Consider the following 20,424-nt stretch of genomic DNA (forward strand, 5'->3'; position numbering starts at 1 on the left):
TATCGAACGAAGAGTAAAAGTGGTGATTGTACTCTATTTTATCTATAACGGTAATAAAGTTGCCTGCTTCATGCGTAAGTTTAGCGCCTTACCTTTACGCGCTCTTTTACCAATAAACTCCTGTAAATCACCTAGTGCGATTAAATCTTCAACATCTTTATTACGGTAAACACCTGTCGCCATAATACCTTGTTCACTTACCGCTAGAATCTGAGTAAAAGTATCTTTGGTATCAAAACTCATCAGAATAGTTCCTCGACCACCACCACTCAACGTTTTCACTTCAGCGATATCAATCATCAAGAAACGATTGGTTTTACTTAACATACCTATATAACGCGTATTTTCAGGCAATGCAACGGGTCGGATAATCTTTGCCTTTTCCTCAAGATTGATAAATGCTTTACCCGCTTTTTGTCTGGTCATCATATCACTGATTAACGCACTAAACCCTAGACCATTATCCTGACAAAGTAGCCAACGACTCTTCTCCGCACCAGCAATAATATGTACAATATGCGTACCACTTTCTAAATCAATCATTGCCGTAATCGGTTGCCCATCACCCCGTGCTGAGGGTAAATTAGCAACAGGAACAGAATACACTCGACCATTTGAACCTATACCGATTAAGGTATCCACACTACGGCACTCAAAGCTCGCATAAAATTTATCCCCTGTTTTAAAGTGTAATCCACTCAAATCATGCCCATGTCCTTGACGAGCGCGTAACCACCCTTTTTCAGACACAATCACTGTAACAGGCTCATCAACTACTTTATTTTCTACAATAGCTCGTTCAGCTTCTTCGATAATTGTTCTACGTTCATCACCAAACTTCTTAGCATCAGCCTCAATTTCCTTGATAATTAAACGTTTTAAACTAGAAGGATTAGCTAAAAGTTCCTCTAGTTTTTCTTGTTCTTTTCGTTTATCTGCTAATTCTTGTTCAATCTTAAAACTTTCTAATTTAGCCAATTGACGAAGACGCATTTCAAGAATATCTTCTGCCTGACGCTCACTTAAATGAAAACGAGTCATTAAGGCTTCTTTAGGATCATCCGATTCACGAATCGTATGGATTACCTCATCCACATTTAAATAAACCAATAATCGTCCTTCTAATACATGAATACGATCATTGACTTTATCTAAACGATACTGACTACGGCGAGTAACGGTCTGTGTACGGAAAGCTAACCACTCTAAAATAATCTCTCGAATACTTTTTTGCTGAGGTCTGCCATCAATCCCAATACAAACAAGATTAATAGATGCACTTCCCTCCATACTGGTACTAGCCAATAAAGCATTTACAAACTCATCTCGATTAATTCGAGAGGATTTCGGTTCAAAAACCAACCGCACTGCCGCTTCTTTACCCGATTCATCACGAACCGTTTCTAATAAAGCAAGCATCGCTGCTTTAGCTTGTTGTTGCTCTTGTGTTAATGTTTTTTTACCTGTTTTTACTTTAGGATTTGTAATTTCTTCAATTTCTTCTAAGACTTTTTGACAAGAGGTATTCGGTGGAAGCTCATTCACCACTAATTGCCACTGACCTCGAGCCATTTCTTCAAAAGTCCAACACGCACGAACTTTTACTGAGCCCTTACCACTTGTATAGATTTGTTGAATTTGTTCTGGAGAAGAAATAATCTGCGCACCACCATGAAAATCGGGGCCTGGTAAAAGCGTAAATAATTCTTCATCTGGCAATTGAGGATTACGCAATAAAGCAACACTAGCTGCAGCAATTTCTTGTAAATTATGCGAAGGAATCTCTGTTGCCATACCCACCGCAATACCAGAAGCTCCATTTAAAAGCATCATTGGTAAGCGAGCAGGTAATACCTCTGGTTCTTGCTCTTGTCCATCATAGTTAGGGATAAAATTAACCGTTCCTTCCCCTAATTCTTCTAGCAATAATTCAGCAATCGGTGTTAAACGTGCTTCCGTATAACGCATCGCTGCTGCACCATCACCATCACGCGAACCAAAGTTACCTTGACCATCAATTAAAGGATAGCGTAGGGAAAAGTCTTGTGCCATACGCACCATTGCATCATAAGCCGCTTGATCCCCATGTGGATGGTATTTACCTAATACATCTCCCACGACACGTGCAGATTTAACGGGCTTTGCTCCTGCTCGCAACCCCATTTTATCCATCGCATATAGAATACGGCGTTGTACAGGTTTTTGACCATCCCCCACATCGGGTAAGGCACGCCCTTTCACCACTGACACAGCATAATCAAGGTAGGCTTTCTCGGCATACAACCCTAGGGTAATACTAGGCTCTCCATTTTCTTCTACAGTTAATAATTCGTTTTGATTACTCATTACACATCCAATTCAGCTAAATTACCCTTTTCTTCAATCCAAGAGCGGCGTTGAGCAGACTCACTTTTTCCCATTAGCATATCAAACATAGCCACTGTTTCTTGCCCATCCATTTGTCCATAGGCAACGCGTAATAAACGGCGAGTATCTGGGTTCATTGTGGTCTCCCAGAGTTGTTCTGCACTCATTTCACCCAACCCCTTAAAACGGCTAATGCTAATCGCTGTTTCTTTGATATTTTCTTTATGAATAAGCTTTTCTTGAACACTTGCTAATTCATCTTCATCTAAACAATAAAACTTACGAGCAGGTCGTTTACCTTGTGCCGAAACATCTACACGGAATAATGGTGGTTTTGCGACATAAACAAAACCATTTTCGACCAGTTTAGGAAAATGACGGAAAAATAATGTCAGCAATAATACTTGGATATGTGAACCATCTACATCCGCATCTGACAAAATACAAATACGACGATAGCGTAAACCCGATAAATCAGGGTTATCCGTTGCGGAATGCGGATCTACGCCAATTGCAACAGAAATATCATGAATTTCATTGTTTGCAAATAAACGATCTTTTTCCACTTCCCAGGCATTTAATACCTTCCCTCGTAAGGGTAAAATGGCTTGGAACTCTTTATCACGCCCCATCTTAGCTGAACCACCTGCTGAATCACCCTCGACTAAAAAAACTTCTGTCCGAGTTACATCATTAGACTCACAATCGGTGAGTTTACCGGGTAGTACAGCAACACCTGAACCTTTACGTTTTTCAACTTTTTTAGCAGAGTTTGTTCTTGCTTGTGCTTGTTTAATGGCAAATTCAGCTAGTTTTTTAGCGTGTTCAACGTTAGAATTCAACCATAATTCAAATGCAGATTTCACAAAACCTGAAACTAATCGTACGGTATCTCGGCTATTTAAACGCTCTTTTACCTGTCCTTGGAACTGTGGATCAAGGACTTTGGCAGAAAGAATAAAACTAGCACGAGCAAAAACATCTTCGGGTAATAATTTAATCCCTTTCGGTAAAAGGCTATGTAACTCTGCAAATCCTTTTAAAGCACTAAAAAGCCCTTCGCGCAAACCAGATTCATGTGTTCCTCCATTTGTTGTTGGAATCAAATTCACATAAGATTCTCTTACTATCGCTCCCTCTGTTGTCCATGCGACAACCCATGCAGCACCTTCACCTTTAGCAAAGGTATCATGGTGTTGATCTGCATAATCTTCACCAGCAAATAAAGGAATCAACAATTCAACATCGGATAGCGACTCTGTGAGATAGCCTTTTAATCCATCTTCATAACACCACTTACGCGTATCGCCTGTTTTTTCGATATGAAGTACTACTTCTACACCAGGCATTAATACTGCCTTACTACGCAAAAGGTGTACTAACTCATTCAAAGGAATTTGTGCACTATCAAAATATTTAGCATCTGGCCAAGCACGAACAAGTGTACCTGATTTGCGTTTTGGTGCTGTTCCTACCGTATGTAAAGGTGTTTTAACCTCACCGCCATTTGCAAAGATAATTTCATGGGTTTCCCCTTCTCGTGTTACGACTACTTCAAGCTGTGTTGATAATGCATTTGTTACTGATACCCCTACACCATGTAAACCACCAGAAAAGGCGTAAGCACCCCCTGATTTTTTATCAAATTTTCCCCCTGCGTGCAGTTGTGTAAAGACAATTTCTACCACAGGAATTTTTTCTTCAGGATGCAAACCTACTGGAATGCCTCGCCCATCATCTTCTACCGTAATACTCCCATCAAGATTAAGACTGACACTGATTTTTTTGGCAAAACCCGCTAATGCTTCGTCTGCCGCATTATCAATAACCTCCTGAATAATATGCAGGGGGTTATCTGTACGAGTGTACATACCCGGGCGTTCACGAACAGGTTCTAGCCCCTTCAATACCCGAATGGAACTTTCATCATAATTTTCTTTACTCGCCACTTTTAATCTCTACTGTGTAAAAAAACAGTCCTATTTTAATGTGATTATTATCTATTTGTCTGACATTTCAACAAATTTTATGTATTCTATTATTAAATTGTATTCAAATAAAAAAACATTGTAAAATACAAAAAATTTTAAGAAGTATCGCTATACTTAACATTAATCTTTTTACCTGCTTCAAAAGTGTATAATACTAATAAAGTACACTTAGTTTGAAAGCAATTTTCATAAATAATCACTAAATGACCTACATCATTTAGTCTCTCTATTTTTATTCTTAACAGTCTTTATATATTATGAGTGACATTATTAAACATGCAACAGCAGATAGCTTTGATGCTGACGTATTACAAGCCGATAAACCTGTCTTAGTCGATTACTGGGCTCCTTGGTGTGGTCCTTGTAAAATGATTGCCCCTATTCTTGATGATGTATCTAAGGAATATACTGACAAAGTCCAAGTGGTTAAAGTTGATGTTGAACAATTCCCAGAAGTAGCTGCCCGCTTTGGTATCCGTGGTATTCCTACCTTAATGATTTTTAACAACGGTCAATCTGTTGCGACCAAAGTAGGTGCGGTTGATCGCACAGGTCTTGTTAATTTTATTGAAGCTAACATCTAATTATTCATCGCGTGGGTTATTCACTAACCCACCACTTTCCTCTCAATACGATAATGCATTTAAACGAATTAAAATCACTACACGTGTCTGCCCTTCTTGACATTGCGGCAGGTCTAGAAATTGAAAACGCTAACCGTTTCCGTAAACAAGAATTAATGTTCCAAATTATGAAGCGCCGTGCTAAATTAGGCGAACAAATTTTTGGAGATGGTGTTTTAGAGGTACTTCCTGACGGTTTTGGTTTTTTACGATCACCAGATTCCTCTTACTTAGCTAGCACTGACGATATTTATATCTCACCTTCACAAATTCGCCGTTTTAACCTACATACTGGCGACTCTATTGAAGGAGAGGTGCGTGTCCCTAAAGATGGGGAACGCTACTTTGCTTTGGTTAAGGTCGAAAAAGTAAATGGGGTTGCACCAGAAGCGATGAAACATCGCATTATGTTTGAAAACTTAACTCCTTTACACCCTGATCAGCCACTCATTCTAGAACGTGATATAAAGAGTGATGAAAATCGTACAGGGCGTATTCTTGATATTTTTGCCCCCATTGGTAAGGGTCAGCGTGCATTGATTGTAGCAAGCCCTAAATCAGGTAAAACAGTGATGATGCAACATATTGCACACTCGCTTACCACCAATTATCCTGATGCAACCTTAATTGTATTATTAGTAGATGAGCGTCCTGAAGAAGTTACTGAAATGCAGCGTACGGTACGAGGTGAAGTTGTAGCATCAACCTTTGATGAGCCTGCTACACGCCACGTACAAGTAGCTGAAATGGTTATTGAACGTGCCAAACGATTAGTTGAACTTAAAAAAGATGTCATTATTTTATTAGACTCTATTACTCGTCTTGCCCGTGCTTATAATACGGTTGTCCCTTCCTCTGGTAAGGTATTAACGGGAGGTGTAGATGCTAATGCTTTACAACGTCCTAAACGTTTTTTTGGTGCTGCTCGTAATATTGAAGAAGGTGGTTCTCTTACTATTATTGGTACTGCACTGATTGAGACAGGTAGCCGTATGGATGAAGTTATCTACGAAGAGTTTAAAGGTACTGGTAATGCAGAAATTCACCTAGAACGCCGTCTTGCTGAGAGACGTCTCTACCCTGCAATTAACCTAAATAAATCAGGTACTCGCCGAGAAGAACTCTTAATGAAACCAGAAACACTACAAAAAACATGGGTACTTCGTAAATTTATCCATGAAATGGACGAGGTAGAAGCAATGGAATTTATTCTTGACAAGATTCGTTCTACCAAAACCAATGATGAGTTTTTTGAATTAATGAAACGTTAATTTTCTCATTTATCACAAGGCACTGTGGATATTTTATTTTTATTGGTATTTCCCTGTAAAAAACAAAACCTCCACAGAGCCTATCATCTCAATATTATTTAAAGATTAAAATAATATTGAGATTTTTATTTTAAAAATAAATAAACTTCTTCTAAATTTAAATCAAATTATTCATATAAAATGACATTAGGTATTATTGCTGCTTTACCTCAAGAAATAGCCGTTTTTTTAGAAAAAATGTCTTCATCCATGAAACAATACACTATTGGACAGAGAGTTTTTTATCAAGGCAAAATTTACAATCAAGACTGCGTTATCGTACTCGCCCGTATTGGTAAAGTAGCTGCTAGTGCAACATGTACTACCCTTATCCAAACCTTTGGTGTAGATAGAATTATTTTTACAGGTTTAGCAGGTGGTTTACACCCCTCTGTTAATATTGGTGATATTGTGATTGGTACACACTTTTGCCAACATGATTTAAATGCAGAACCTCTTTTTCCTCGCTATGAAGTACCTCTTCTTGGGAAAAGTATTTTCTCATCTGACCATACCCTTAATACCGCATTACATCATAGTAGTTTAGCGTTTACACATTCATTAAACACCTCAGATCTATCTCACCTAATACCATCTCATATTATTGATAGTTTTAAACTTAAACAGATTCAAATTCATCAGGGTTTAATTATCAGTGGCGATCAATTCATTCATAAAGATGATGCCGTTACTGATTTACAAAATCGTTTCCCCGATGCCCTCTGTACCGAAATGGAAGGGGCTGCTATTGCACAAATAGCAGAAGAATATCAACTACCCTTTGCTGTTATTCGTATTATTTCTGATAAAGCTAATCATAAAGCAACGGAAGATTTTTCTACTTTCCTCACAAAAGTTGCTCCCTTTATTTCTTCAAATATTTTATTTAATTTTTTACAAAATCATAATTTTGCGTTATAATAGACAGCTTATGTTCCCCCTGTAGCTCAGTTGGTTAGAGCAGAGGACTCATAATCCTTTGGTCGCCCGTTCAAGTCGGGCCGGGGGGACCATAAATTGTCAATTAAATCAATCACTTAGAGACTTTCTTTAAGTGATTTTTTATTGCTTTTTATCCCCTTTTAAACAAAATATTAGACAGTGTCTAATATACAGTACTGGATAAAGAGGGCAAAGGTCAACTTTTTTGATTTGGCTCTATCGTCTCTATCCACCTTGATTTTACGTACTTTTCTGTCGTTGTAACGCTCTCGTGCCCATATATCCCTTACACCGTTACCCTTTCACCGTAAAAAGCGTTGCTCCATCCCTGATAAAAATGTTTCCATCGCTTTTTCTAAATCAATATCCATACGTTTAGAAAGTACCGCTAACCACCAAACACACTCTGCTAATTTATGTTCTAATTCAGGCATAGTATCTTTACTCATTACCCAACGTTCTTGTTGAGACATGGTTAGACGACCTACTAGACCAGCATCAGTCAGAAATGCTAAAGCATCTTCAATAACAGACCATTCTTTTTGATGATTTATTCGTTCTAATTGATGATATTTTTCTCGAATAAGATGTGAACGTTCAATAATTTGTTGCAAATTCATTATTTCTATATATCCTCAACACTATATAATACGACTTTTACAAAGTACATCTAATCTACAGTAACAATAAGCCTACTCAATCTTATTACTGGTTTAACTGTATTTATTTTAATATATTTCATCAAATGGAAAATATGATATTATCACGTCGAGAATTTTTAATGATAAGTGCTGGGACTGCCTTAACAGTTAGTTTTCCTACTTTTGCTACTACTGGGGTAAAAGCTAAACAAGCAACCGCAATAACCCAAGTATTTGGTGATGGTGTTCGTTTAACAGCCATTGCTCTTGAATACGATCAATCCATAACAAATGAACAGGTTAATATTAAAGATTTTAATGTTGAAGGACGCACGATTACCGATATTTTTATCAGTGATTCTATTGGTTTAGATAAAACAAATTCTGGGCATTTTGTGATTATTCAGCTATCACCTGACGATACTAATCTATCTTTATCAGAAATGATCCCAATGGATAATGCGACTGTTCGTCCTAAACCGACAGATGGTGGAAAACCTTGGGTAGCAGGCGATAAACCTGCCAGTAATTTAATTTTCAAAGATCCTAAAGCAACCATTAAAACAAATCAGACAGAACTAACAACCACTTCTGTTAAAAATCTCATTGTAGATGATTTTCAGCAACTCGTTTTTAATGATCCAGAGACAGGAAAATCCTTACGTTATAACCTCTATATTCCTAAAAACCATCAAGATAAACCTCTACCGCTTGTTTTATTCATGCATGATGCTGGTGTTACCAGTGAATTTCACCGAGCTACATTATTACAAGGATTAGGTGCTATTGCATGGGCAAGTCCAGAAGACCAAGCTAAACGTCCCTGCTTTGTACTTGCTCCACAATTTGATGAAATTATTGTTGATGATAAATCTCAAGCATCACCTATGCTAGAAACAACTATTCATCTTATTGAATCATTGAGCAAATCATACAATATTGATAAAAACCGTCTTTATGCAACAGGTCAATCTGGTGGGTGTATGATGACCATTGCAATGAATATAAAATACCCTGATTTATTTGCAGCTTGCTTTCTTGTCGCTGGACAATGGGATCCAGAACTGGTTACACCACTCACTAAGAAAAAACTTTGGATTTTAGTATCTGCTGATGATTTGGGTGCATTCCCGGGACAAAATGCTATTACTGAAAAGTTAGAGCAAGAAGGTGCTAAGATCAGTCGTGATATATGGGATGCTCGATGGACTACCGATGAATACCGTTTTGCTTATGATAAGATAATCGCTGAGAGTAATACAATCAACTATACTGTTTTTGCAAAAGATACTGTTTTTTTACCAGGTGCAGATAAAGCAGGAGCAAGCGGACATCGTAATACATGGCGTGTTGCCTACACTATCGAACCTATCCGTGAGTGGATCTTCCAACAAGTTAAAAATTAATATGTTAAAAATAAAGCGATAGGGTTAAAATAATACTATTCAAATCCTATCGCTTTTAGACTATTTTGGTATGATTAAAATATAAATTATCGATACCTTATTAAAAAGAAGCTACCATTTATCAAAATTGATTAATAATCGGCCAAGCCTTATTTAAATAATAAAACATAGACCATACAGTAAGAATAGCCGCTATATAAATAAGCACTTGGCCAAGTAAATACGTATCTATACCCAATAAAGGCTGTGCAAACATTAATAAGGGAATAGCCGTCATTTGTGCTGCCGTTTTAAACTTACCCAATCGGTGTACGGCAACACTATCTCTAGCACCGACCGTTGCCATCCATTCTCTTAATGCGGTAATCGTAATTTCTCGTCCAATAATGATTAATACGATAAAAGAATCTACCCTATTTAAATCTAATAAAATTAATAATGCCGCACAGACCATTAATTTATCAGCAACGGGATCTAAAAAAGCACCAAATGATGTCGTTTGATTCCACCGCCGAGCTAACCAACCATCAAACCAATCTGTTAATGCGGCTAAAACAAAGGCTAAAGCACCTATTAAATCACGAAAATAAACGCCCATCCATTCTGTTGGTAAATAATATAATGCAACCACTAAAGGAATCATTGCAATACGTGTCCATGTCAGAATAATGGGTATATTTAAATTTTTCATCTCACGCTTTTCTCATTTCGTTAACATCTTTTCTACTATGCTACCACTAACGCAAAGCTTCGTATATTTTTTCCGCTAATTGTTGCGAAATACCATCAACTGAACGAAGATCTTCAATACTGGCATTAACCACACCAGAGAAACCTCCAAATCTTGCTAATAATTTTTGTCGGCGTTTAGCACCAACACCTTCAATCTCTTCCAGCCGAGAAATATTACGCTGTTTTGCTCGTTTTGCTCGCATTCCTGTAATAGCAAAACGGTGTGCCTCATCACGTATCTGTGCTATCAGCATCAAGGCAGGTGAACCAACACCTAGAGATAGAGGTTCTCTTTCATCGGTAAACACTAAGGTCTCTAAACCTACTTTACGCCCCTCTCCTTTAGCAACACCAATAATTTTACTCGTATCTAATCCATATTCTTCAAAGACTTGGCGAGCCATTTCTATCTGCCCTTTTCCACCATCAATCAATACAATATCAGGCATTTGATGACTATCTTCATTTACTTTAGCATAACGGCGTTGTAGTGCTTGTTTCATTGCCGCATAATCATCACCTGGTGTAATACCCGTAATATTAAACCGCCGATAACGTGATGATTGCATATCATGGTGCTGATACACAACGCAAGAGGCTTGTGTTGCCTCACCCGCACTATGGCTAATATCAAAGCATTCTATCCATAATTGACTTAAACTCTCTGGGTCTTGAGGTAACCCCAATAATTGAGCTAAATCTAGTGTTCGGGCTTCTTTCACGGTTGATTCTGATAAAACTCTTCCTAAAGCTAAATATGCATTTTTCTGGGCTAATTCTAACCATACTTTCTGGGTATCATTTAAGCGTTGCAATACTCTCACTTTACGAGATTGTTGCTCCATAAGTAAAATCAATAATTCCTTATCAGGCAAAGGATGTGACAATATTAACTGTGCGGGTAGCTGATTATCCAAATAATGCGAAGCAATAAAGGCACTCAATACCTCACTTTCTGTATCACCATTCACTTGGGTTGGAAAAACCGCTTTATCCCCTAAATGTCGCCCCCCTCTTACCATTGCTAAATTAATACAACATTTGCCCGATTGAAAAACAACGGCAATAATATCCACATCAACTTGTGCGCTAAGTTCCATCGATTGGTTATGCATCACTGTTGCTAAGGACTGCATTTGGTCTCGATAGATAGCCGCTTGCTCAAACTGTAGGTTTTCAGAGGCATTGAGCATTTTAGTTTCGATATTTTTAATAACATCTGTTGCCTGACCATCTAAAAATTTTAGCGCATTTTGTGTATCCACCTGATAATCTTCTGCTGAAATTAAGCCTACACAGGGAGCAGTACAACGGTTAATCTGATATAACAAGCAAGGTCGTGAGCGATTATTAAAAACCGTATCTTCACACGTTCTTAATCGAAAGACTTTTTGAAGAATTTGAATCGAGTCTCTTACCGCATAAGCGTTAGGAAAAGGGCCAAAAAAACGCCCTGGCTTATTTGTTGATCCACGGTAGTAAGCTAATCTAGGAAACTCATGGTGACTAAACATTAAATAGGGATACGACTTATCATCCCTAAACAAAATATTATATTTAGGGTGTAAGGTTTTAATCAGATTATTTTCTAAAATAAGTGCTTCAGCTTCTGAACGCGTTACCGTCACTTCTGTTCGTACTGTTCTTGCGATCATATGTGCAATACGAGGGCTAGAAGCCGTTTTTTGGAAATAGGAAGAGACGCGTTTTTTTAAATCTCTTGCCTTACCTACATAAAGGACTTCTCCATCTTCAGCAATATGTCGATATACACCCGGTAAGTGGGGTAAATCATGCAGAAATGATTTGAGCTTGGAAGGATCTTGCATCTTGATAACGTTGATGGTGTTGTAGCTCATTCCATGTCATAAACGCTTTTTCAGGTAATAAGCGTTTAAGTCGTATAGAAAGCATTGGATTAGCAATAGGTTCTAAAGATGATAATAACTGATCAGCCAAATCAGGGCGATTACAGACAAGTACCATATCACAACCTGCTGTTAAAGCAGCTGTCGCTCGTTTGGTAATATCACCTGCAACACTTGCCCCTTCCATCGTTAAATCATCTGAAAAAATCAATCCCTGATAGTTTAAGCGTTGTCGAAGAATGGTTTGTAACCACACAGATGAAAAGCCTGCATTTTTTTGATCAACTTTAGGATAAATCACATGGGCGGGCATCACCGCAGGTAACACCATATCACTCAACCATTCATAGGGAATTGCATCTTCCGTTAAAATACTATCTAAATCTCGATTATCCACTGGAATAGCAATATGTGAATCAGCATCTACAAACCCATGCCCCGGGAAGTGCTTACCACAAGCCGCCATACCAGCTAATGATAACCCTTGAATAAAAGCTCTGGCTAACATAGTAACCACTTTAGGATCTCGGTGAAATGAACGAGAACCAATCACGGTGCTTACCCCATAGTCTAAATCCAATACAGGGGCAAACGTAAAATCAACTCCACACGCTCTTAATTCAGATGCTAACACATAGGCAATTTCTGTTGCTGCTCTCATCGCCTTTAAGGGGTCTTTATCCCAATATTCCCCTACTGTTTGCATAGCAGGTAGATGTGTAAAACCTTCTGTCTTAAATCGCTGAACCCGCCCTCCTTCATGATCAACAGCAATTAATAAGGGGGCTTTTCTTGCCTGACGAATTTGCTGTGTTAATGCATATAATTGAGTAGGATTTTCATAATTTCGAGAAAAAAGGATTACCCCTCCGACTAAAGGATGTTGTAATCGTTCATATTCTACTTGATTAAGACGAGTGCCCTCTACATCGACAATAACAGGCCCCGGTTGTAAGACTGCTTCCATTGCTTAATTTCCTTTAAGCTCATATTCCAAATAATCTACGTTTTTACTAAGGGTTTCTTTTCAATAATCACAAATGCCATGACCATGTCTGATTCATCGGTTAAAGATACATGAGCCATTCCAAATCGTTCTTCATACCATGATTTTAACGGTTCAGATAAAACGACAATCGGTTTACCACTCGGTGCGTTGAGGACTTGCATACCCGCCCAGTACATGGGCATATGCATACCCAGACCGATCGCTTTAGAAAACGCTTCTTTTGCTGCAAATCGTGTTGCTAAAAATAGTACCCCTCTTTTAGGGTCTCGCGCTGCTCGAGCATGGTATTTTTGTTGCTCTTCTCTACCTAATATACGTTGGATAAACCGATCACCAAAACGAGATAAGACTCTTTCAATTCGGTGAACATACAAAATATCTGTTCCTATGCCCCCAATAGTATTATTTCCTTGTAAGACAGACAAATCTGATGGTGTCATATACTATCCCTTAAAATATTATAGTTTAAGAAAATGCTCTCGATAATATTTTAACTCTTCAATAGACTCCCGAATATCCGCTAACGCCTCATGCTTACTTTGCTTTTCAAACCCTTTATATACTTCAGGTTTCCAGCGTTTTGCTAATTCTTTAAACGTACTAACATCAATTGTACGATAATGGAAATAGGCTTCTAATTTGGGCATATATTTAAACATAAACCGCCTATCTTGACTCACTGTATTTCCACATAAAGGAGAAGTATTTTCAGGTACATATTGTTTTAAAAAGGCAATAAGCTGCTCTTCCGCTTGTGCCTCTGTTAATGTTGATGTCTTCACTTTATCAATTAAACCTGATCGCCCATGCGTACCTTTATTCCATTTATCCATATTATCTAAGATACTATCTTCTTGATGAATCACTAATACAGGTGCTTCAGCAACAATGTTTAAATCAGACTCAGTAACAATTAAAGCAACTTCTAATATTCTTTCTTTTTCTGGATCTAGCCCACTCATTTCCATATCTAGCCAGACTAAACGTTGAGAATTATTTGCCATTATGATGATTCCTCATTTCTTAATAGACAACATTGTACCGTAAATAGTAAGGAAAAGAGATAAGATATAAGCTAATTTTCGCTTTAAGACATTTTCTATGCCCTCTTTGTGTAAAATAAGCGTATGTTTTACCCTATACCCTTTATGGATAATACAAATACATGACCACTTTTACCCTTGTTTTTATTGTTTTTCTCATTGCACAAACAACAACACAGCTTTACTTATCAACTCGACAAATTCGCTCTGTTAGCCAACATAAAGAGGCTGTACCAGCAGAGTTTGCGCAAAAAATTAATCTACAAAGCCATCAACGTGCTGCACAATACACCATTGCCACCCAACGCTTGCATATGGTTAGTGTGTTGATTAATGTTATTGTACTACTTGGTTTTACCTTATTCGGTGGATTAACCGCTTTAAATACTTGGTTGGCTAGCCATATCAGCTCTCCTGTTGCTTATCAAGTTTTATTAGTCTTAGCGGTAACTTTTATTAGTGCTTTAATTGATATTCCACTATCAATTTATAAAACTTTTGTGATTGAGCAATCCTTTGGTTTTAATCGTATGTCAGTAGGGTTATTTATTAAAGACCTTATTAAAAGTACCTTAATTAGTACCCTTTTCATGGCAAGTTTACTCTATCTCTTATTTACCTTCCTTAAACATTTCTTTACGCCTTATTGGTGGATTTGGGCATGGGCAGGGCTTTCAATAATGATGGTTTTATTAATGGCTATTGTACCCAAATTTATTATGCCTTTATTTAATAAATTTACCCCTTTAGATGATCCTGTATTAAAAGAGCGTATCCAAGGGCTTGCTCAACGCGCCAATTTTGGCTTAAAAGAACTCTATGTGATGGATGGTTCTAAACGTTCTTCTCATGGTAATGCCTACTTTACAGGCTTTGGTAAAAATCGCCGTATCGTCTTTTTTGATACATTACTCAATAAATTGACTCCAGCAGAGGTTGAAGCTGTGCTAGCACATGAGCTAGGTCATTTTAAACATAAGCATGTGCTTAAACGAATTCTGCTGACGTTTGTAATGAGCTTCATCTTTTTTGCCCTCTTAGGCTATCTTATTAATCAACCTTGGTTTTTTGCAGGATTAGGTGTTTTCCATCATGTTACACAACCTATTTTTGGATTAGCGATTGTACTCTTTCTCCTTGTTCTACCCGTATTTATGTTTTTCTATACGCCTATTGGTAATTTACTCTCTCGTAAAGATGAATTTGAGGCAGATCAATATGCTGTACAGCAAACCAATGCAGAAGATTTAACCTCTGCCTTAGTCAAACTCTATGACGATAATGCCGCTACACTAACCCCTGATGCACTACATTCTGCTTTTTATGATAGCCATCCACCAGCCAGTATTCGTATTGCACATTTAAAAAAGGCAGCATAATAATGCAAGGACGTGTTATTACCGCTTATGGACGACATTTCACGGTAAAACTTGAAGATGGTTCTACCCGTCAAAGTTTTACCAAAGGAAAAAAAACAGGTGTATGTGTTGGAGACTATGTACGTCTTGTTTTACAAGGACAGGAAGAGGCACGCATTGAGGAAGTTCTGCCTCGCCAGAACCTTTTGTACCGATCAGATGAAATGCGTTCCAAACAATTTGCCGCTAATGTTGATTTATTATGCATTGTGGTTGCGGTACAGCCTACTTTCTCAGAAGATTTACTGAGTCGGGCTTTAGTGGGGGCATGGAGTGCCAATATCGAACCTATTATTCTTTTGAATAAAATAGACTTGCAACAAGATTACCTCCATGCTAAAGCTCGTTTAGCTGTATTTGCCGATTTGGGTGTAAAAATCATTGAAATTAGTACATTACAAGCAAATGATTTAAAGCAAAAACTTATCCCCTTGCTCAGTCACAAAACAAGCCTATTACTGGGTCAAAGTGCCATGGGAAAATCCAGTATCTTAAATGTTTTAATCCCCTATGCACAGGCACATACACAAGAACATTCTATTGCTTTAGGTACAGGTAAACATACAACAACAACAACTTGTCTATATGAACTCCCTGAATATCAACTAAGTATTATTGACTCTCCCGGTTTTCAAAGTTTTGGGCTAAAACACCTTAGCCTACAAGAAGTCATCCAAGGTTTTCCTGAGTTTTTACCATATATTGATTATTGTCGATTCTATAATTGTACTCATTTACATGAACCCGGCTGTGGGGTCTTACAAGCCATAGCAGAAAACCATATTTCTCCAAAACGTCATGAAATGTATGAGCGTATTTTAATGGAATGCACTGCACCAGAAAAATACTAAATATCCAAACTAGTTTTTTATAAAAGAAATAATTTATGTTCTCTACGAAAACAAGTATTAAGTTTCTATTTTTTCAAAAATACGTCCTCGGGTAATATTCGTATATACAGCACTTAATACATCAAGTTGTTCATCAGGAATACTTAATATCCAACATACCCCATTTTCTGTAAAATCTTCAGAGATAAGCTGCACACCTTCTTGCCATAAACGAGACTTTACCATAGCCATCTCTGAAAATGTTGCTGTACATCGAATTAATGTTGTGGGAATTATTTTTTCTTTTTCTGCTTGATGTAAGCATTTAGCAGCTGTCCCTCCATAAGCCCTTACTAATCCCCCTGTTCCCAGTTTAATACCGCCAAAATAACGAATCACTAAAACAGCTACATTCACCAATTCTTGACCTTCTATCGCTTGTAAAATCGGACGTCCTGCAGTACCGCCCGGTTCTCCATCATCATTAAACCGATAGCTTTGAGTTAGCTTAAATGCCCAACAATTATGTGTTGCATCTGCTTGATGATACGTTTGAAAAAAAGCCAATGCCTCTTCTGCACTTGTAATCGGTGTCGCATGGCAAATAAAGAGGCTTTTTTTAATCGTTTCTTCAAAAGAAGTGGCTGTTTTAAGTGTAAACATAATAAATAGCGAGATGGTAAATATCTTTCTAAAAAAAATGATTTACCATCTATATATTAATTTTCAATACCACGAGAAGTTAAATATTCATCATAACTACCCATATAATCAATTAACTCCCCTGTAGGTAAAATTTCAATTACACGGTCAGCAAGCCCTGAAACAAACTCACGGTCATGAGAAACAAAAATTAATGTACCCTGATACTTTTCTAAGGCAAATTGTAATGATTCAATAGACTCCATATCAAGGTGATTCGTTGGTTCATCCATTAATAATACATTATGACGACCTAGCATTAAGCGACCAAAATACATTCTGTTTTTTTCGCCACCTGATAGAACCTTAACATCTTTAACAATATCATCTGCTGAGAAAAGTAATCGCCCTAATACAGAACGAATTTGCTGATCTTCATCTCCTTCTTGACGGAAATTTGCCATCCAATCAAATACATTATTACCTTGTTCAAATGCATCTGAAACATCTTGAGGCATATAGCCAATATCCGCATTGTCAGACCATTTCATTTCACCACTATCTGGTTGTAGATCCTGTGCAAATAACCGTAATAAAGTTGTTTTACCTACCCCATTTGCCCCAATAATTGCAATCTTTTGCCCTGCTTCTACCATTGCAGAAAAATCTTGAATAATGGGTCTATCATAGGCTTTTGATACTTTCTCTGCCGTTACTGCTAAACGATGCATCACTTTTTTCTGTTCAAAGCGAATAAAAGGATTCTGACGAGAAGACGGTTTGACTTCGACTTGTTCTGATTTGATACGGTCAATTTGTTTTAAGCGAGAAGTCGCTTGGCGTGATTTAGATTTATTAGCCGCAAATCGGCGTACAAAGTCTTGTAACTCTGCTACCCTTTCTTTTGCCTTAGCATTATCTGCAATTAATCGTTCTCTTGCCTGAGTTGATGCCAACATATAATCATCATAATTCCCCGGATAGATACGAATTTCACCATAATCCAAATCAGCCATATGTGTACAAACAGCATTTAAAAAGTGGCGATCATGGCTAATAATAATCATTGTACTTTGATAACTATTAATTACTCCCTCTAACCAACGAATCGTATTAATATCAAGGTTATTAGTTGGCTCATCTAAGAGTAAAACATCTGGATTAGAAAATAAGGCTTGAGCTAATAGTACACGCAGTTTCCAACCAGGCGCAATTTCACGCATGGGTAATTGGTGTTGTTCAACGGGAATTTCTAAACCCAGTAATAATTCACCTGCTCTCGCTTCTGCCGTATAACCATCATATTCAGCAAATTTTGCTTCTAACTCTGCTGCTTGCATATAGTCTTCATCTGTTGCATCAGGATTAGCATAAATAGCATCTCGTGCTGTCATGGCATCCCACATTTCTTGATGACCCATTAGCACTACATCTAAGACACGAATATCTTCATAAGCAAACTGATCTTGGCGTAACTTACCTAAGCGTACGCCTGGGTCTAATGAAACATTACCAGATGTCGGTTCTAAATCACCCCCAATAATTTTCATAAAAGTGGATTTACCCGAACCATTCGCTCCAATTAATCCGTAACGATTACCTCCCCCAAACTTTACACTCACATTTTCAAATAAAGGTTTAGGTCCAAATTGAATGGTCAAATTAGCCGTTGAAATCACGCTACTATCCTATTAAAAAGCAATACTAAACCTCTCATTTTAACCTAGATTTTATGGCTTGTTCCACTTCTTTCTTATTTTATTTTTCCCTACTTAATAAAAATAACACGATAAAAATAATATACCCTTTTTATCACACTATTTAGGAAATCTAACGTATATTAATTAGGCAATGATTACTCATCTAGTATTATTCCTATTGGAATCTGCATCAAGTTGTTTAAGATAAACAATTGCTTATAAAAAAATCTACAATATAAAAAAGCAGCCTTTTATAGACTGCTTTTTACCATTGAGGAAGTTGATATTATTTTTTGTTTTTTTTACTTGCTTTGGCTTCAGGTTTGCTTGGTGTTTCGTGTTTACCTTGGCATACTAAGCTACAGCCACAGTTAAGATAGACCCCCTGATTATCTGTATGAGTCTCTACGTCATGCTCATGCTTATCTATTACCAAATACGCCATACCATCTTCTGTTGCAATACCCACCTTTTTACCAATAGGCAAAGTAACACGCATTTCACCATGCCCATATGGTAAACCTGTAATAACAGGTATATTCACTTCGCTACGCAACCATCTAATCACTTCTGCCATATCATAACCATTATCAAATTTGGTTAATTTATAATCAGAAAACTCACCGAAGACAATCGCTTTTTGTTTACTTAAAATACCGGCATGAAGCAATTGTATCAACATACGTTCTACACGGTAAGGATGTTCATTGACATCTTCTAAGAAAAGAATACCTTTCTTAATTTTGGGTAAATAAGGTGTCCCTATTAAAGAGCAGAGGACGGCTAAATTACCTCCCCATAAAATACCCTCTTCATCTACACTGTCTGCATCTTCCGCAATAAAGCTAAGGATTTCAAGCTCCCCTCTCATTGCTTCAACAAAGATATCTGCAATCAGGTCATCTACCATATCAGCACCAAAATCACCCACTGCATTAGGGCCTGTAAAACTAGGCAAACCAGTTTTCGCTAATAAGGCAAGGTTAAAGGCCGTAAAATCGCTATACCCCACATAGACTTTTGGATTTTTTTCTAGTAATTTCCAATCAATATGATGCAAAATACGACTTAAACCGTATCCTCCTCTTGTCGCCATCACAATACTCGCATCATCTTTAGCTGCGCGTGAAAAAGCCTTTGCTCGCTCTTTATCTGTAGCAGCAAACCGCATATAACGACTATCTGCGGCTTTATCAATTCGTACATCAAATCCTAGTGTCGTTAGTTTATGTTCAGCAATAACTAACCGTTCTGGTTCTATTAACGCCCCTGATGGTGAAATCAGATAGAGACCTAATGCATTTTCGTAAGGTTCTCGTGTAAAAGGCACATCATCTGCTTCATCAAATAAAATTTGTGCATCATTTACCAGTTGTTCTAACTGATTGCTATCTTGTCTCTTGGGATTTGAAACCATTATTTTTCCTACGCTCTTTGAAAAAACGACGTAAAAGTTCAGCACTTTCTTGTTGTAAGATACCTGAACTGACATGGGTATGGTGATTTAATTGATGATTAGCATGTAAAGACACCGTACCTCCACAAGCCCCCATTTTTGTATCAACTGCACCAAATATTACATGATTAATTCTAGCACACATCACTGCACCAAGGCACATTAAACACGGTTCTAAGGTAACATAAAGCCGACAATGTGGAAGTCGGTAATTATTCAAATGCTGTGCTGCCATACGCAATGCTACTACCTCTGCATGAGCGGTAGGATCTTGATCAATAATTGTTCGATTATATCCTCGTCCAATAATATGACCATTTTTATCAACGATAACAGCACCCACAGGAACTTCACCTAAATTATAGGCAAGTTGTGCTTGTGCCAAAGCCTCTTGCATATAAGCAATATGCTGTAAACGGTTAGGGATAAATGTGGAGGGCATTTTT

At 37.6% G+C, this 20,424-nt stretch carries 18 protein-coding genes and 1 tRNA gene; 7 read left to right on the top strand and 12 right to left on the bottom strand.

All coding sequences use genetic code 11. From position 1 onward, the window contains the following. Positions 1–42 precede the first annotated feature (42 nt). Together parC and parE are read right to left on the bottom strand one after the other, a co-directional pair. The gene (gene parC, locus F9B76_RS02765) at positions 43–2,346 is read right to left on the bottom strand and encodes a DNA topoisomerase IV subunit A (protein WP_159990718.1); all 2,304 of its coding nucleotides are present in this window, start codon (positions 2,344–2,346) and stop codon (positions 43–45) included. Further along, positions 2,346–4,316: a DNA topoisomerase IV subunit B gene (parE, locus tag F9B76_RS02770; protein ID WP_159990719.1), complete on the bottom strand. Its 1,971-nt coding sequence runs from the start codon at positions 4,314–4,316 to the stop codon at positions 2,346–2,348. The genes parC and parE overlap by 1 nt, the downstream gene beginning before the upstream one ends. A gap of 299 nt (positions 4,317–4,615) precedes the next feature. Here parE and trxA point away from each other — a divergent pair, with 299 nt between their 5' ends. The 4 genes from trxA (at position 4,616) to F9B76_RS02790 (ending at position 7,304) form a co-directional block, all read left to right on the top strand. Continuing rightward, entirely contained in the window at positions 4,616–4,942 is a 327-nt protein-coding gene (trxA, locus tag F9B76_RS02775) for a thioredoxin TrxA (RefSeq protein WP_159990720.1), read from the top strand. Positions 4,943–4,995: 53 nt separating this feature from the next. Continuing rightward, a complete protein-coding gene (gene rho, locus F9B76_RS02780; RefSeq protein ID WP_159990721.1) occupies positions 4,996–6,252 on the top strand; it encodes a transcription termination factor Rho in 1,257 nt (418 codons plus the stop codon). Positions 6,253–6,432: 180 nt separating this feature from the next. Continuing rightward, the gene (locus tag F9B76_RS02785; protein WP_159990722.1) at positions 6,433–7,212 is read left to right on the top strand and encodes a 5'-methylthioadenosine/adenosylhomocysteine nucleosidase; all 780 of its coding nucleotides are present in this window, start codon (positions 6,433–6,435) and stop codon (positions 7,210–7,212) included. 15 nt (positions 7,213–7,227) lie between these two features. After that, positions 7,228–7,304 (top strand) — tRNA-Ile (locus F9B76_RS02790). A gap of 231 nt (positions 7,305–7,535) precedes the next feature. Here F9B76_RS02790 and F9B76_RS02795 read toward each other — a convergent pair. Continuing rightward, positions 7,536–7,853 (bottom strand): nucleoside triphosphate pyrophosphohydrolase family protein, encoded by a 318-nt coding sequence (locus F9B76_RS02795; RefSeq protein ID WP_201289337.1) that lies wholly within the window; start codon positions 7,851–7,853, stop codon positions 7,536–7,538. Between the two features lie 134 nt (positions 7,854–7,987). Here F9B76_RS02795 and F9B76_RS02800 point away from each other — a divergent pair, with 134 nt between their 5' ends. Then, positions 7,988–9,280, top strand: coding sequence for a PHB depolymerase family esterase (locus tag F9B76_RS02800; RefSeq protein WP_243140668.1), 1,293 nt, complete (start codon positions 7,988–7,990; stop codon positions 9,278–9,280). Between the two features lie 121 nt (positions 9,281–9,401). Here F9B76_RS02800 and pgsA read toward each other — a convergent pair whose 3' ends face one another. Genes pgsA through orn form a run of 5 tightly spaced genes read right to left on the bottom strand, consistent with a single transcriptional unit; the run spans position 9,402 to position 13,893 of the window. Next, on the bottom strand, positions 9,402–9,971 hold the full coding sequence (gene pgsA, locus F9B76_RS02805) for a CDP-diacylglycerol--glycerol-3-phosphate 3-phosphatidyltransferase (RefSeq protein WP_159990723.1): 570 nt from the start codon (positions 9,969–9,971) through the stop codon (positions 9,402–9,404). 46 nt (positions 9,972–10,017) lie between these two features. Beyond that, on the bottom strand, positions 10,018–11,841 hold the full coding sequence (gene uvrC, locus F9B76_RS02810; RefSeq protein ID WP_159990724.1) for an excinuclease ABC subunit UvrC: 1,824 nt from the start codon (positions 11,839–11,841) through the stop codon (positions 10,018–10,020). Further along, positions 11,804–12,847: a beta-N-acetylhexosaminidase gene (nagZ, locus tag F9B76_RS02815; protein WP_159990725.1), complete on the bottom strand. Its 1,044-nt coding sequence runs from the start codon at positions 12,845–12,847 to the stop codon at positions 11,804–11,806. The genes uvrC and nagZ overlap by 38 nt, the downstream gene beginning before the upstream one ends. A gap of 35 nt (positions 12,848–12,882) precedes the next feature. Then, positions 12,883–13,329 (bottom strand): holo-ACP synthase, encoded by a 447-nt coding sequence (acpS, locus tag F9B76_RS02820; RefSeq protein WP_159990726.1) that lies wholly within the window; start codon positions 13,327–13,329, stop codon positions 12,883–12,885. Positions 13,330–13,347: 18 nt separating this feature from the next. Continuing rightward, positions 13,348–13,893 carry an oligoribonuclease gene (gene orn / locus F9B76_RS02825; protein WP_159990727.1) on the bottom strand — a complete coding sequence of 182 codons (546 nt, stop codon included), beginning with the start codon at positions 13,891–13,893 and terminating at the stop codon, positions 13,348–13,350. Between the two features lie 161 nt (positions 13,894–14,054). Between orn and F9B76_RS02830 the strand changes: the two genes are divergently transcribed. Together F9B76_RS02830 and rsgA are read left to right on the top strand one after the other, a co-directional pair. Then, complete coding sequence (locus tag F9B76_RS02830) at positions 14,055–15,311, top strand: M48 family metallopeptidase (protein WP_159990728.1); 1,257 nt, start codon at positions 14,055–14,057, stop codon at positions 15,309–15,311. Positions 15,312–15,313: 2 nt separating this feature from the next. After that, the gene (gene rsgA, locus F9B76_RS02835) at positions 15,314–16,201 is read left to right on the top strand and encodes a ribosome small subunit-dependent GTPase A (protein ID WP_159990729.1); all 888 of its coding nucleotides are present in this window, start codon (positions 15,314–15,316) and stop codon (positions 16,199–16,201) included. Positions 16,202–16,258: 57 nt separating this feature from the next. On the opposite strand, the gene F9B76_RS02840 is transcribed toward rsgA, so the two are convergent. The 4 genes from F9B76_RS02840 to tadA all read right to left on the bottom strand — a co-directional run bounded on the left by F9B76_RS02840 (position 16,259) and on the right by tadA (position 20,420). Further along, complete coding sequence (locus tag F9B76_RS02840) at positions 16,259–16,843, bottom strand: IMPACT family protein (RefSeq protein ID WP_159990730.1); 585 nt, start codon at positions 16,841–16,843, stop codon at positions 16,259–16,261. A gap of 56 nt (positions 16,844–16,899) precedes the next feature. Further along, positions 16,900–18,501 carry an ABC-F family ATPase gene (locus F9B76_RS02845; protein ID WP_159990731.1) on the bottom strand — a complete coding sequence of 534 codons (1,602 nt, stop codon included), beginning with the start codon at positions 18,499–18,501 and terminating at the stop codon, positions 16,900–16,902. Positions 18,502–18,808: 307 nt separating this feature from the next. Further along, positions 18,809–19,939, bottom strand: a complete 1,131-nt coding sequence (locus F9B76_RS02850; protein ID WP_159990732.1) for an LD-carboxypeptidase — start codon at positions 19,937–19,939, stop codon at positions 18,809–18,811. Further along, the gene (gene tadA / locus F9B76_RS02855; protein WP_207708267.1) at positions 19,911–20,420 is read right to left on the bottom strand and encodes a tRNA adenosine(34) deaminase TadA; all 510 of its coding nucleotides are present in this window, start codon (positions 20,418–20,420) and stop codon (positions 19,911–19,913) included. The genes F9B76_RS02850 and tadA overlap by 29 nt, the downstream gene beginning before the upstream one ends. Positions 20,421–20,424: the final 4 nt, after the last annotated feature.

Origin of the sequence: Pelistega ratti, assembly GCF_009833965.1 — a bacterium.
Lineage (GTDB): Bacteria > Pseudomonadota > Gammaproteobacteria > Burkholderiales > Burkholderiaceae_B > Taylorella > Taylorella ratti.

What these genes read in the sequence shown, in the direction of transcription:
- acpS (WP_159990726.1), bottom strand. Translation starts at nt 13,329, where the DNA reads ATGACACCATCAGATTTGTCTGTCTTACAAGGAAATAATACTATTGGG.
- rsgA (WP_159990729.1), top strand. Translation starts at nt 15,314, where the DNA reads ATGCAAGGACGTGTTATTACCGCTTATGGACGACATTTCACGGTAAAA.
- F9B76_RS02830 (WP_159990728.1), top strand. Translation starts at nt 14,055, where the DNA reads ATGACCACTTTTACCCTTGTTTTTATTGTTTTTCTCATTGCACAAACA.
- F9B76_RS02800 (WP_243140668.1), top strand. Translation starts at nt 7,988, where the DNA reads ATGATATTATCACGTCGAGAATTTTTAATGATAAGTGCTGGGACTGCC.
- uvrC (WP_159990724.1), bottom strand. Translation starts at nt 11,841, where the DNA reads ATGCAAGATCCTTCCAAGCTCAAATCATTTCTGCATGATTTACCCCAC.
- pgsA (WP_159990723.1), bottom strand. Translation starts at nt 9,971, where the DNA reads ATGAAAAATTTAAATATACCCATTATTCTGACATGGACACGTATTGCA.
- orn (WP_159990727.1), bottom strand. Translation starts at nt 13,893, where the DNA reads ATGGCAAATAATTCTCAACGTTTAGTCTGGCTAGATATGGAAATGAGT.
- F9B76_RS02785 (WP_159990722.1), top strand. Translation starts at nt 6,433, where the DNA reads ATGACATTAGGTATTATTGCTGCTTTACCTCAAGAAATAGCCGTTTTT.
- parC (WP_159990718.1), bottom strand. Translation starts at nt 2,346, where the DNA reads ATGAGTAATCAAAACGAATTATTAACTGTAGAAGAAAATGGAGAGCCT.
- rho (WP_159990721.1), top strand. Translation starts at nt 4,996, where the DNA reads ATGCATTTAAACGAATTAAAATCACTACACGTGTCTGCCCTTCTTGAC.
- F9B76_RS02850 (WP_159990732.1), bottom strand. Translation starts at nt 19,939, where the DNA reads ATGGTTTCAAATCCCAAGAGACAAGATAGCAATCAGTTAGAACAACTG.
- tadA (WP_207708267.1), bottom strand. Translation starts at nt 20,420, where the DNA reads ATGCCCTCCACATTTATCCCTAACCGTTTACAGCATATTGCTTATATG.
- nagZ (WP_159990725.1), bottom strand. Translation starts at nt 12,847, where the DNA reads ATGGAAGCAGTCTTACAACCGGGGCCTGTTATTGTCGATGTAGAGGGC.
- F9B76_RS02795 (WP_201289337.1), bottom strand. Translation starts at nt 7,853, where the DNA reads ATGAATTTGCAACAAATTATTGAACGTTCACATCTTATTCGAGAAAAA.
- trxA (WP_159990720.1), top strand. Translation starts at nt 4,616, where the DNA reads ATGAGTGACATTATTAAACATGCAACAGCAGATAGCTTTGATGCTGAC.
- F9B76_RS02840 (WP_159990730.1), bottom strand. Translation starts at nt 16,843, where the DNA reads ATGTTTACACTTAAAACAGCCACTTCTTTTGAAGAAACGATTAAAAAA.